General features: G+C 36.2%; 13 protein-coding genes. 10 read left to right on the top strand and 3 right to left on the bottom strand.

The genetic code is table 11. The annotated features are described in order from the left end of the window. The first annotated feature begins 1 nt into the window (after nt 1). The 3 genes from tuf to nusG all read left to right on the top strand — a co-directional run bounded on the left by tuf (nt 2) and on the right by nusG (nt 2273). Nucleotides 2–1186 (top strand): elongation factor Tu, encoded by a 1185-nt coding sequence (gene tuf, locus A9G40_RS06385; protein ID WP_065582082.1) that lies wholly within the window; start codon nt 2–4, stop codon nt 1184–1186. Nucleotides 1187–1324: 138 nt separating this feature from the next. Continuing rightward, the gene (secE, locus tag A9G40_RS06380) at nt 1325–1726 is read left to right on the top strand and encodes a preprotein translocase subunit SecE (RefSeq protein ID WP_065582368.1); all 402 of its coding nucleotides are present in this window, start codon (nt 1325–1327) and stop codon (nt 1724–1726) included. A gap of 1 nt (nt 1727) precedes the next feature. After that, the gene (gene nusG, locus A9G40_RS06375) at nt 1728–2273 is read left to right on the top strand and encodes a transcription termination/antitermination protein NusG (protein ID WP_065582367.1); all 546 of its coding nucleotides are present in this window, start codon (nt 1728–1730) and stop codon (nt 2271–2273) included. A gap of 126 nt (nt 2274–2399) precedes the next feature. On the opposite strand, the gene A9G40_RS06370 is transcribed toward nusG, so the two are convergent. Beyond that, entirely contained in the window at nt 2400–4322 is a 1923-nt protein-coding gene (locus A9G40_RS06370; protein ID WP_065582366.1) for an ABC transporter ATP-binding protein, read from the bottom strand. A 145-nt stretch (nt 4323–4467) separates the two neighbouring features. Continuing rightward, complete coding sequence (locus tag A9G40_RS06365; protein ID WP_065582365.1) at nt 4468–6471, bottom strand: OPT family oligopeptide transporter; 2004 nt, start codon at nt 6469–6471, stop codon at nt 4468–4470. Between the two features lie 222 nt (nt 6472–6693). Between A9G40_RS06365 and mazG the strand changes: the two genes are divergently transcribed. Together mazG and A9G40_RS06355 are read left to right on the top strand one after the other, a co-directional pair. Next, nucleotides 6694–7497 carry a nucleoside triphosphate pyrophosphohydrolase gene (gene mazG, locus A9G40_RS06360; protein ID WP_218057960.1) on the top strand — a complete coding sequence of 268 codons (804 nt, stop codon included), beginning with the start codon at nt 6694–6696 and terminating at the stop codon, nt 7495–7497. Further along, complete coding sequence (locus tag A9G40_RS06355; protein WP_065582363.1) at nt 7490–7930, top strand: hypothetical protein; 441 nt, start codon at nt 7490–7492, stop codon at nt 7928–7930. Before mazG ends, A9G40_RS06355 begins: the two co-directional genes overlap by 8 nt. A 610-nt stretch (nt 7931–8540) precedes the next feature. On the opposite strand, the gene efp is transcribed toward A9G40_RS06355, so the two are convergent. Next, the gene (gene efp, locus A9G40_RS06350) at nt 8541–9107 is read right to left on the bottom strand and encodes an elongation factor P (protein WP_065566367.1); all 567 of its coding nucleotides are present in this window, start codon (nt 9105–9107) and stop codon (nt 8541–8543) included. Nucleotides 9108–9140: 33 nt separating this feature from the next. Here efp and epmB point away from each other — a divergent pair, with 33 nt between their 5' ends. From epmB to yidC, 5 genes are all read left to right on the top strand, one after another. After that, nucleotides 9141–10169: an EF-P beta-lysylation protein EpmB gene (epmB, locus tag A9G40_RS06345; RefSeq protein WP_065582362.1), complete on the top strand. Its 1029-nt coding sequence runs from the start codon at nt 9141–9143 to the stop codon at nt 10167–10169. Nucleotides 10170–10389: 220 nt separating this feature from the next. Then, nucleotides 10390–10530, top strand: coding sequence for a 50S ribosomal protein L34 (gene rpmH, locus A9G40_RS06340; RefSeq protein WP_025314679.1), 141 nt, complete (start codon nt 10390–10392; stop codon nt 10528–10530). 11 nt (nt 10531–10541) lie between these two features. Further along, on the top strand, nt 10542–10898 hold the full coding sequence (gene rnpA / locus A9G40_RS06335) for a ribonuclease P protein component (RefSeq protein WP_081302171.1): 357 nt from the start codon (nt 10542–10544) through the stop codon (nt 10896–10898). Between the two features lie 47 nt (nt 10899–10945). Then, nucleotides 10946–11188, top strand: coding sequence for a membrane protein insertion efficiency factor YidD (gene yidD / locus A9G40_RS06330; RefSeq protein ID WP_065582360.1), 243 nt, complete (start codon nt 10946–10948; stop codon nt 11186–11188). After that, nucleotides 11188–12816 (top strand): membrane protein insertase YidC, encoded by a 1629-nt coding sequence (yidC, locus tag A9G40_RS06325; protein WP_065582359.1) that lies wholly within the window; start codon nt 11188–11190, stop codon nt 12814–12816. The genes yidD and yidC overlap by 1 nt, the downstream gene beginning before the upstream one ends. Nucleotides 12817–12871: the final 55 nt, after the last annotated feature.

The raw sequence follows: 12871 nt of genomic DNA, 5'->3' as shown, positions 1-12871 counted from the left end.
GATGTCTAAAGAAAAATTTGAACGTACAAAACCCCACGTTAACGTTGGTACAATCGGCCACGTTGACCATGGTAAAACAACTTTAACTGCAGCAATTACTTCTGTTCTTGCTAAAAAATACGGCGGTCAAGCTCGTGCATTCGATCAAATCGATAACGCACCAGAAGAAAAAGCACGTGGTATCACCATCAATACTTCACACGTTGAATACGATACACCAACTCGCCACTATGCGCACGTAGACTGCCCAGGCCATGCTGACTATGTTAAAAACATGATCACTGGTGCGGCACAAATGGACGGTGCTATCTTAGTCGTAGCAGCAACTGATGGTCCTATGCCACAAACTCGTGAGCACATCCTTTTAGGTCGTCAAGTAGGTGTTCCTTACATCATCGTATTCTTAAACAAATGTGATATGGTTGATGACGAAGAGTTATTAGAATTAGTTGAAATGGAAGTCCGTGAGCTTCTATCTCAATACGATTTCCCAGGTGATGACACACCAGTAATCCGTGGTTCAGCGCTTAAAGCATTAGAAGGCGAAGCAGCGTGGGAAGACAAAATTGTTGAATTAGCTGAAGCATTAGACAGCTACATCCCAGAGCCAGAGCGTGATATTGATAAACCATTCCTATTACCAATTGAAGACGTATTCTCAATTTCAGGTCGTGGTACAGTAGTAACTGGTCGTGTTGAACGCGGTGTAATCAAAGTGGGTGAAGAAGTTGAAATCGTGGGTATCAAACCAACAACTAAAACCACTTGTACTGGTGTTGAAATGTTCCGTAAATTACTTGACGAAGGTCGTGCAGGTGAAAACGTTGGTGTATTACTACGTGGCACAAAACGTGAAGAAATCGAACGTGGTCAAGTACTTGCAAAACCAGGTTCAATCACTCCACATACTGATTTTGAATCAGAAGTGTATATCTTAAGTAAAGATGAAGGTGGTCGTCATACTCCATTCTTCAAAGGTTACCGTCCACAGTTCTACTTCCGTACAACTGACGTAACGGGTACTATTGAATTACCAGAAGGCGTAGAAATGGTAATGCCTGGTGACAACATCAAAATGACAGTATCATTAATTCACCCTATCGCGATGGCTGAAGGTTTACGTTTTGCGATTCGTGAAGGTGGTCGTACTGTTGGTGCTGGTGTGGTTGCTAAGGTTATTAAATAATTTAAAGGCTTGCAATTATGAGATGAGGGTGTCATTTGATGCCCTTTCTTATCTAGTCTGTTTAGCAAAATGTTTTTATTTAAAAGAGCATTTTGGAAAGTAGATATTATTATAATATAACATAATCATGGGTTTTATATGCTAGTAAGTAACGAGGGTCAAAATACAAATACTGCTCTAGACAAATTGAAATGGTGTTTAGTTTTAGTATTGATTGCGTTTGTTGTTTGGGGAAATTTTTATTTTGCTGAACCTAATGATATATATCAACCTAATACGATCGTTCGGATTATAGCGGTTGTTGTGCTTTCGCTATTAACTTTATTAATTGCGATCACGACAGCTAAAGGTAAATCATTTTTGTTGTTTTTACAAGAATCACGAAAAGAGTTAAGAAAAGTTGTATGGCCGACTCGTAAAGAAACGACACAAACAACCATGCTGATTGCTGCTATCACAGTTATTGTTGGTTTAGCGCTTTGGGGAATGGATTCTTTATTCGGTTCAGCCATCTTTTATTTAACATCAATAGGGCGTTAATATGAGCGAAACACAACAAAAACGTTGGTATGTTATACAAGCGTATTCTGGTTATGAAGCGCGTGTAGCACAATCATTACGTGAATATATTAAATTACATGATATGGAAGATTCTTTTGGGGAAGTATTAGTACCAACCGAAGAAGTTGTTGAAATGAAAAGCGGTCAGCGCCGTAAGAGTGAACGTAAATTCTTTCCCGGTTATGTATTAGTTGAAATGGCGATGAATGATGCGACTTGGCATTTAGTAAGAAGTGTGCCAAGAACAATGGGCTTTATTGGTGGTACTTCTGATAGACCTGCCCCGATTAGTCAGCGTGAAGTTGATGCTATTATGAATCGCTTACAACAAGTTGGTGATAAGCCACGTCCTAAAACTTTATTTGAACCAGGTGAGCTTGTTCGTGTTAACGAGGGTCCATTTGCTGACTTTAATGGTGTTGTTGAAGAAGTTGATTATGAAAAAAGCCGCTTAAAAGTATCGGTTTCAATCTTCGGTCGTTCAACGCCTGTTGAGCTTGATTTTAGTCAAGTTGAAAAAAGCTAATCAATTTTATTAGAATAAATTATTTGATAAAATCAAAAAATCACAGAGTTAAATCTGTGATTTTTTTTATTCTAGCCAATAAAATTAAACTTATTTATTACAATATTGCATTACAAGTGAAATAATCTATTCTATTTGAAATTCTTCAAGTTGCTGTTGCAAATCCAACCACTTTAACTCGCTTTGCTCTAACTCGCTTTTCAGTTGGCTTTGTTGCAAAAGTAAACTTGTTAAATCCGATTTTTTATTGGCTTCATACATCATCGGATCAGACAGTTGTTGTTCTATCATTTGCAGTTGTTTTGCTAAATTTTCCTGTGTTTGCTCTTCTTTTTGTAACTGTTTTTTTATTGGCTGCATTTGTGCGCGTAATTCAGCTTGCTTGCGTTTTTGCTCTTTACGATCTTGAGCTGATATATTAATTGTATTTTCTTTTTTGGGTGAATTTATTTCGTCATTTGATTGGTTATCATTTTTTTGTGCTTCGGCTAACCATTTTTGATAATCATCAAGATCGCCGTCAAATGGTTCAACTTTATGATCATGGACTAAATAGAATTCATCGGTGGTCGAACGTAGTAAATGGCGATCATGTGACACCACAACTAATGCACCGTCAAAATCAATTAGCGCTTCTGTCAACGCTTGTCGCATATCTAAATCTAGATGGTTAGTTGGTTCGTCTAATAAAAGGAGATTCGGTTTTTGCCAGACAATTAAAGCTAAAACAAGACGTGCTTTTTCACCGCCCGAGAAAGTTTTAACTGGCTCGGTGACTTTATCGCCTTGAAAATCAAATCCACCCAAATAATTACGCAGTTCTTGCTCTGTATTTTTTTGTTCAGCAAGTTGCGTTAAATGCCAAAGTGGTGACTCATCGGGGCGTAGATATTCTAATTGATGTTGAGCAAAATAGCCTAATTGAACACCTTTAGCGAGATTAATATGTCCTTCCTTAGGTGCAATTTCTCCGGCGAGTAATTTAATCAGTGTTGATTTTCCCGCACCATTGCGCCCTAATAAGCCAATGCGCGAACCGGGAACTAGATTAAGCTTAATTTTTTCTAGTATAATTTTGTCATCGTAACCCGCGACGACTTTGTCCATCATTAACAAAGGGCTTGGTAAGAATTCAGATGGCTTAAAATTAAAATGAAATGGATTATCAACATGCGCAGGTGCAATCAGCTCCATTCTTTCTAACATTTTTATACGGCTTTGTGCCTGTTTAGCTTTTGTTGCTTTGGCTCTAAAGCGATCGATATAATTTTGCAAGTGTGCAACTTTGAGTTGTTGGCTTTCATAAAGCGACTGTTGTTGAGCAAGTTTAGTTGAACGTTGGATCTCAAAGGAGGAATAATTGCCCGTATATTCAAATAAACTCTTTTGCTCAATATGAATAATTTTATTGACTAACGGATCCAAAAAATCACGATCGTGAGAGATTAAAATCAAAGTTCCCGGATAGTTACTTAACCATTTTTCAAGCCAAATCACGGCATCTAAATCAAGGTGATTGGTTGGTTCATCAAGCAGTAATAAATCAGAACGACACATTAATGCCTGAGCCAAATTTAATCGCATCCGCCAACCACCAGAATAGGACTTAACCGGTAACATTAATTGTTCATTAGAAAATCCTAGTCCATGTAGTAGCGTTGCGGCTCGAGCGCGAATTGTCCAAGCATCAATGGTATCAAGCTTTTCATGAATAACCGCAATTTGCTGACCATTATTTTGTTCATTAGCGGTATTTAATTGTTTTTCTAATTGTCGATACTCACGATCGCCATCAATGGCATATTCAATCGCAGGGATATCTAATGCGGGTGTTTCTTGATTGACCCAAGCGAGTTGCCATTGCGATGGTATATTTAACGTGCCAGCATCAGCTTGAATTTCACCTTTAATCAGTGAAAAGAGCGTCGATTTTCCGCAACCATTTTTACCCACTAATCCCACTTTTTGTTGAGGATTAATAGTTGCTGAAGCATTATCTAAAAGCAAGTTAACGCCTCGGCGCACTTGGATTGAATCAAAAACTATCATGATATTTTTGTCTATTATTCAAAATAAAATAAGTTAATAAAAATTGTTTTAATCATCCAAAATTAGGGACGTTATAACACAATCAATTTAAACAAAAAAGCCCTTTGATAAAACGAAAAGGGCTTAAATTTAATAATTCACAGGACTATTTTTTTATTGCTGATAAAGCACGACGAATAAAGAACGTACATATACCAACAAAAACAAAGAGACCTAAAAGTTGAGGTAACATACCTAAATCGAGCGGTATTGCAAGTGGAGCATCATTTCCACCATTGGTGATGCTAATCACAATCACAATGGCTAATAAAACGCCCACTAAACTTTCACCAACAATCAAGCCTGATGCAATTAATGCCGCTTTACGATCAGCTTTTTTGAATTGCTCTTCTGGATCTAAATTTTGTGCTTTGGCTTTTTTGTAAGCATTACGTTTAATTATCCATGATAATAAAGTGCCAATAAAAATTGGTGTTGTGATACTTGGTGGTAAATAAATGCCTAAACCAACAGCAAGTGCAGGTATGCGAAAGTTAGATTTATTTTGGGCAAGAATTAAATCAATAATAATAATGACAGCGCCTAAAGCAAGCCCTATTAAAATCATCGTCCAGTCAAGTTGATGGGCAAAAATACCTTTAGCAATTGTTGTCATCAGTGTTGCTTGTGGTGCTGCCAAAACTTGAGTTGTATCCATATCAGAACGAGGTAAAGCGCCAGTAAAGCCGTAAGCGTTATATAAAATCTCTAAAATAGGCGCAATAACAATTGCACCAACAACACAGCCAAGTAATAATGCCACTTGTTGTTTCCATGGGGTAGCATTAACCAAATGACCTGTTTTTAGGTCTTGTAAATTATCATTTGAAATACATGCTATTGCCAAAACGGCACTAGTAGTAAAGAGTGCAAGGGCTGTGGCAAAGTTGGAGCCTTCAATAGAAGCTAGCATACCATTCGCTTCACCTAAACCTAATAAGATTAATGAAATGACAACCACTGCAACAATTGCTATTCCTGATATTGGGCTTGCTGATGAGCCAACAAGTCCAGCCATATAACCACATGCGGCAGCCACTAAAAAGCCCATAATAAAAGCAAATAATACAGCGCAAAAAACTAATGTCCAAGCCATGCTTGCTGATAAACCACTATCGGCAATAAAGCTATAAAAAGTCACTAACAAAATAACTAACATACCACCCATAATTAATAAAATAGCTTTAGGTGATAAATCCCGCTCGGTTGATGCAATATCATTGCCAGACACATCTGAACGCATACTTTTAAATGATATTTTTAAACCTTCAATCATCGGTTTGATTAATGTCAGTAATGTCCAAACCGCTGCAATAGCTATGACCCCCGCACCAATAAAGCGTATATCTTTTGCCCAAAATCCCATTGCAACTTTAAATAAAGGCTGACTGGTATCATAATCGGTAATTGCACTTAAAATTGGAACGCCAAATACCCAACCAATAATGGTTCCAATTAAAATAGCAATTCCTGACATAATTCCGATCAAATAACCAGCACTGAGTAACGCTAACGAGAATCCCATAGGCAGTTGAAAAATGGATTTGCCAGCGGTAAACCAATAAGCAGTACTTTCAGATAATAGGCGAAAACCATTAGTAAAAAGACTAACAATAGAGGCAATGATGCCGCCAAATAAAATATCCTTTAAACCATCGTTAGCTTCTTTATTATCGGATTTAGATCCTGCCTTTAAAATTTCAGCAGCGGCTACACCTTCAGGGTAAGGTAAATTACTTTTAACGACCATGACATGACGCAATGGAATTGAAAATAAAACCCCAAGCATTCCGCCTGCGGCACATATTGCAAAGGTTAGCCAAAAGGGAAAGTCTTGCCAGTAACCAATCATTAACAAACCCGGAAGCACAAAAATAATTGAAGATAATGTACCCGCTGCTGATGCTTGAGTTTGCACCATGTTATTTTCTAAAATAGTTGAACCCGAAAACAGTTTCAATATTGCCATTGAAATCACTGCCGCAGGAATTGCGGATGAAAACGTTAATCCAACTTTCAAACCAAGATAAACATTCGATGCAGTAAAAATGACAGTAATAAAAGCACCAAGAATGGTGCCTCTTAAAGTAAGTTCACGTAAATTATTCATATATCAATAAAGTTAATTTAATAGAGGAGTATTATATACTTAATTCGCTTTTATCGGCTACAAGTTCCGTAAATAGCTTTAGTTTAGTGCTTTTATCATTATTTTGGGTGAAATAATTAGCAATAACATCAAAATATATTGGCATTAACCTTTAAAAAATAACCGTTTTGTTATTAAACCTTTACAATGACGCTGATTAATTACTTATTTGTGGGGGATATTTTGAACGCATTACAGCGCTTACAAGCTATTATTAAACAACTTCGCGATCCAATTAATGGTTGCGAATGGGATCGAATTCAAACTTTTTCGTCTTTAAAATCATATACACTAGAAGAAACGTACGAAGTGCTTGATGCAATTGATAAACAAGATATGGAGGAGCTAAAAAAAGAACTTGGCGATCTATTGTTTCACATTGTCTTTTATGCTGATTTAGCCCAAGAACAAGGAAGCTTTGATTTTGATGAGGTCTGTTTAGCGGTTGCTGATAAGTTAGTTTATCGTCATCCGCATATTTTCACCGAAAATAAGGTAGAAAAACCTAACTGGGAACAACTTAAACAAAAAGAACGCGATCAAAAAGCACAATACTCATTGCTCAATGATATTCCCCAAGCAATACCTGCCTTAATGCAAGCTGAAAAAATTCAAAAGCGTTGTGCCTCGGTTGGTTTTGATTGGCATGATATAAAACCTGTGCTTGATAAGGTAAAAGAGGAAATTGATGAAGTTGAGCAAGAGCTTGAACAAAACAAACAAGATCCACAAAAAATTGAGGAAGAACTTGGTGATTTATTGTTTGCGACCGTCAATTTAGCTAGGCATTTAAAGGTTAAATCAGAACTCTGTTTACAGCAAGCCAATAAAAAATTTACCCGACGATTTCAACAATTAGAATCGATACTCAAACAAAAAAACTTATCTTTAATTGATGCAACGCTTGAACAAATGGAAGACGCGTGGCAAAGTGTTAAGCAATTAGAACAGATTAAACTCAATAGCGAAGTGAATAAAAATGACTGAACAAAAAAATGAATTATATCAAGAGATCGAAGCATGGGCACAAAATGCGATATTAAATAGTCCAACATGGAGCATTAACCAGCTCGATTACTCTGAAAAAAGTATTACGGTTGTTGAAATGATCATCAGTGAACTGGCTGAAAAAAACTTTAGCATTCCAGAAGAACAACTCAACATGATATCGCAAGAATACGGATGTTATTTATTGCTCACCGCCCATAAAATATACGGCGGTGAATTTTATTGGAACGAAGAATTTGAACAACCCATGTTAATTTGCTGTGAACCTGATGCCATGATAGTCCTCATGACATGGAACAAAGTAAAAGGACGGTTAGTAGGGGATAAAGCCGATCATATTGCCTATTTCTTAGATGAATTTGGCAAAGCTACTTTTCAACCCGAAAAAGGCACTCATGTGGTTTATTTATAATTCGCTTAAATTGAAATATAGCCTGATAAATACGATAATAGCCTCTAATATGAGGCTATATCACTGCCTAAATATTTTCACCGATAGCTTGCTAACTCGACTAACGGCAACAAACAAAACCACGCTACAATTCTGGTTATTGAAAACGACATCAATATGTTGCTTAATTTTTATTGGCAATATACGATAAAAATTAATAACAATATGGTTTAATGGGAAATATTTGATTATTTCGACTTCGTAACAAAACTTTAGAATTTATTAAAATTGAGTAATATTTTGAAAATTAATACTTACCGCTATGCCATCATCCAAAGATAAAAGCTGCAAAATATAGATCCCTTATCGCATACTAGATTCAGTAAAAAATAAAAAAATCCAATAAAATCAATGTGTTTTCTGAATGATTTTTAAGTGCTAGATGCATTGTTTTGGGGATTATTTAATTTAGTACTTTTTAAGCTTTGTGGATAAAACTCACTATTGATGATAACTTTCGAGTAGGAGATTAGACTTCTTCCAGAGGTAAGCAACATGGATTTGGGTAAGCAAGAGAGAGGTCAAGAAACCTCTCTTGTTTATGATAAATTAAAATTAATCATAAGCTACTTTATTTTACGCGTGAAACATATTCGCCAGAGCGTGTATCAACTTTTAGAATTTCGCCAATTTGTACAAATAGTGGCACACGTACGACAGCACCAGTTGATAGCGTTGCTGGTTTTCCACCCGTTCCTGCTGTGTCACCTTTTAGACCTGGATCGGTTTCAATCACTTCAAGTTCAACAAAGTTCGGTGGCGTTACTGCAATTGGCTGACCATTCCATAAAGTTAAAATACATTCAGCTTGATCAACTAGCCATTTGGCATTATCACCAACCGCTTTAGCATCAGCTGAAAGTTGTTCAAATGTTTCATTATTCATGAAATGCCAAAACTCGCCATCGGTATAAAGATAAGTTAAATTCATATCCACAACATCAGCGGCTTCAACTGATTCGCCAGATTTGAAAGTTTTATCGACAGTTTTTCCTGAAAGTAATTTTTTAATTTTTACGCGGTTAATTGATTGACCTTTACCGGGTTTGTAAAATTCATTTTCAACAATGACACATGGCTCGCCATCTTGCATTATTTTAAGACCCGCTTTAAACTCATTAGTACTATAAGATGCCATAAAAGCTCCAACTAAAATTCTGAATTACAAAAAATGAGCCACATTATACAGCAAAAAATTGAACTACCAAATAATAAAGATAGATGGATTATAGAGCTTGCCAATGTTGTGACAGATATCAATGTTTTATATGCTTATTTGGATCTAGACCCAAAAACCATTTCAAGCTCTATGCAATTGGCAAAAAAGCAGTTTCCACTTCGTGTACCTATGGCTTTCATCAACCGGATGAAAAGAGGCGACAATAACGACCCTCTTTTATTGCAGGTGCTTTGCGATGATAACGAATTATTAAAAGTAAAGGGTTATAGCAATGACCCATTACAAGAGCAAGATAATGTTATCCCTGGGCTATTACATAAGTATCATAACCGAGCATTGTTAATAACGAAAACAGCCTGTGCAATTAACTGCCGTTACTGTTTTAGGCGGCATTTCCCTTATCATGATAACCAAGGCAATAAAAAAAATCTGGCTTTTGCACTTGAATATATTGCTAACCATCCAGAACTTGATGAAATTATTTTATCAGGTGGTGATCCTTTAATGGCTAAAGATCATGAAATAGCATTTTTGATTAATGCCTTAGAACAAATCCCACATATTAAACGTTTGCGTATCCATACCCGTTTAGCAGTTGTTATTCCTTCACGAGTAACATCTGAGCTTTGCAAATTATTTTTTGAAAGCAGGTTGCAAATTGTAGTAGTTACTCACATTAATCATCCCAATGAGATTGATAATGATGTTGCTAATGCAATTAGGCTTTTAAAACAAAGTGATGTGACAACACTGAATCAAAGCGTGTTATTGAAAAATGTTAATGACAACGCCAAGGTTTTAGCACAGTTAAGTAATCGGCTTTTCGATATTGGTATTTTACCTTATTACATCCATTTGTTAGATAAAGTGCAAGGCGCCGCCCATTTTTTAGTCGAAGATGATGTTGCAAAAATCATAATGAAACAGTTAGCCGAAAAGATATCGGGTTATTTGGTACCTAAATTAGCACGCGAAGTCGGTGGCGAAAAAAGTAAGCGTGTACTTGCTTTTATGGATTAGTTGATTTATTTTTGTTTTTTTAACCTATTATGTTATAAGAATTTGTTTAATTTTATTCAATTGTGCCATAATGAACTGTTAATGGTTTTTATTCAAATAAATCGGTGAAATCTCATTGACGAAAAATAAAATAGTCTCTATAATTCCGACTTCTTTAATTAATGCTGTGGAGTTTAGACTCTGCAACCTGTTGATAAATTAGATTTGGATATAAATCGTCATGAAACGCACATTTCAACCATCAGTATTAAAACGCAATAGAACTCACGGTTTCCGTGCTCGTATGGCAACTAAAAACGGTCGTCAAGTTCTTGCTCGCCGTCGTGCTAAAGGCCGTGTTCGTTTAACTGTTGCTAGCTGATTTAAAGTTGGGTGATTAAGTTCACTTTTCCTCGGGAGTTACGATTGCTAACTCCCTTTGATTTTAATCATGTCTTCCAAGAGTCTGTGCGTGCTGGATCGCCATTTTTAACCTTAGTCGCACGTAAAAATAACTGTACCCATATACGGTTAGGGTTTGCTATAGCGAAAAAACAGGTAAAAAGAGCGCATGAGCGTAATCGTATTAAGCGATTGACTAAAGAGTATTTTCGACATCATCAACATCAACTTCCTAATATTGATTTTATTTTGATGGCTAAACAGCCTGTTATAGATTTAGATAATCAACAAATCGTTGAAACACTCAATAAATTATGTCAACGAATCATAGCCAAAATCGATATTTAGATAAATTCATATCAATTATTAAGCTGCACGTTTATGCATGTAACCACATGATAGTTAATACTTTTGTTTTTTTTGTGCGTGTTTATCAACGTTTTATTAGTCCTTTATTTGGTCCAAAATGCCGCTTTACGCCGACATGTTCACAATATGCAATAATTGCACTAAGACGCTTTGGATTCATAAAAGGTGGTTGGCTAACAGCTAAACGTGTATTAAAATGTCATCCTTTACATGACGGAGGAGAAGATTTTGTTCCTCCAAAAACTAAAACCAATAGAGAAAAACACTAATGGGATCTCAACGTAATATTTTAGTCATTGCTTTACTTTTTGTATCTTTTTTTATTTGGAAAGCGTGGGAGGAAGATCACGCACCTAAGCCTCCGATCACAAACCAATTAACACAACAAATAGGTGATGATAATTCAACAGATGGCTTGGCACAGGGTAAAATAATTACTGTAAAATCAGATGTGTTGTCACTCACTATTAATACTTATGGTGGTGATGTACAAGCTGCACAATTATTAAAATATGAGCAAACACTGCATTCTGGTACGCCTTTTCAGTTATTAGCATCACGTCCTGATTTCATCTATATTGCTGAAAGTGGTTTAACAGGTAAAGATGGCCCAGATAATGCTAAACAAGGTTCAAAACGCCCAGTATATAAAACTGAAAAATCAGAATATGTTTTAGCTGATGGTCAAGATGAGTTGCGTGTTCCATTAACGTATCAGGTCAATGGGGTAAGTTATACTAAATATTACATATTACATCGTAATAATTATGCTATTGATGTTCAATATGACATCAACAATCAAAGTAGCCAGCCTATTGATGTTTCTATGTATGGACAACTAAAACAAACTATCAAATTACCTGATGATATTCCAACTGAAGGCGGTAGTGGGTTAGGGCAAAGTGCATTCCGTGGTGCAGCTTACTCTAGTTCTAGTAGCAACTACAGCAAATATAGTTTTGACAATATCAAAGATAAAGCTTTATCGGTCGAGACGCAAACAGGCTGGATTGCGATGCTGCAACACTATTTCGCTTCGGCATGGGTGCCAGCACAGGATACAAATAATCTATTTTACTCTCGTGCAACTGCGAATAACTCACAAGCAACAATTGGCTTCAAAGGTGAGCCAACCGTTATTCCTGCAGGTAGTACACAAACCATTAGTGCCAAATTATGGTTAGGACCTGAAATTCAAAATCAGCTTAAAGAAACTGCAAATCATCTTGATTTAATTGTCGATTACGGTTGGTTATGGTTCTTGTCACAACCTCTTTTTTATTTGTTGAAGTTTATACAAAGTTTTGTTGGTAACTGGGGCTTCTCAATTATTGTTATTACTTTTATTGTTCGAGGTCTTTTATTCCCATTAACTCGAGCACAGTATCGTTCAATGGCAAAAATGAAATTATTACAGCCTCGTATAGAAGCTTTGAAAGAGCGTTATGGTGATAATAAACAAAAAATGAGCGTTGAAACAATGGCGCTCTACAAACAAGAGAAAGTCAATCCATTAGGCGGTTGTTTACTAATAATTATTCAAATGCCGATTTTCTTGTCATTATTCTATATGTTAAGTAGCGCAGTTGAATTACGCCATACACCATTTGCGCTTTGGATTTATGACTTATCTGCGCAAGATCCTTATTATATTTTGCCTTTATTAATGGGTGGCTCCATGTTCTTAATTCAAAAAATGTCACCAACTCCAGCTACCGATCCATTACAACAAAAATTAATGACTTATATGCCATTAATCTTTACTGTGTTCTTTTTATGGTTCCCATCAGGCTTAGTTTTATATTATATCGTCAGTAACTTATTCACAATTGTCCAGCAACGCCTTATCTACTGGGAACTTGAGAAAAAAGGGCTTCACGAGAAAACAAAAAAATAATATTGTTAAAAAAGGAGGAGGGAACCCCTCCTTTTTTCGTTTTTACTTTTGGCAT

Source organism: Gilliamella sp. Nev3-1 (assembly GCF_001690435.1).
GTDB classification, from domain to species: domain Bacteria; phylum Pseudomonadota; class Gammaproteobacteria; order Enterobacterales; family Orbaceae; genus Gilliamella; species Gilliamella apicola_C.
This window is presented reverse-complemented; position numbering and strand designations above follow the sequence as displayed.

Excerpts from the sequence above, each read along its gene's own strand:
- tuf (WP_065582082.1), top strand. The coding sequence starts at position 2 with ATGTCTAAAGAAAAATTTGAACGTACAAAACCCCACGTTAACGTTGGT.
- secE (WP_065582368.1), top strand. The coding sequence starts at position 1,325 with ATGCTAGTAAGTAACGAGGGTCAAAATACAAATACTGCTCTAGACAAA.
- nusG (WP_065582367.1), top strand. The coding sequence starts at position 1,728 with ATGAGCGAAACACAACAAAAACGTTGGTATGTTATACAAGCGTATTCT.
- A9G40_RS06370 (WP_065582366.1), bottom strand. The coding sequence starts at position 4,322 with ATGATAGTTTTTGATTCAATCCAAGTGCGCCGAGGCGTTAACTTGCTT.
- A9G40_RS06365 (WP_065582365.1), bottom strand. The coding sequence starts at position 6,471 with ATGAATAATTTACGTGAACTTACTTTAAGAGGCACCATTCTTGGTGCT.
- A9G40_RS06355 (WP_065582363.1), top strand. The coding sequence starts at position 7,490 with ATGACTGAACAAAAAAATGAATTATATCAAGAGATCGAAGCATGGGCA.
- efp (WP_065566367.1), bottom strand. The coding sequence starts at position 9,107 with ATGGCATCTTATAGTACTAATGAGTTTAAAGCGGGTCTTAAAATAATG.
- epmB (WP_065582362.1), top strand. The coding sequence starts at position 9,141 with ATGAGCCACATTATACAGCAAAAAATTGAACTACCAAATAATAAAGAT.
- rpmH (WP_025314679.1), top strand. The coding sequence starts at position 10,390 with ATGAAACGCACATTTCAACCATCAGTATTAAAACGCAATAGAACTCAC.
- yidD (WP_065582360.1), top strand. The coding sequence starts at position 10,946 with ATGATAGTTAATACTTTTGTTTTTTTTGTGCGTGTTTATCAACGTTTT.
- yidC (WP_065582359.1), top strand. The coding sequence starts at position 11,188 with ATGGGATCTCAACGTAATATTTTAGTCATTGCTTTACTTTTTGTATCT.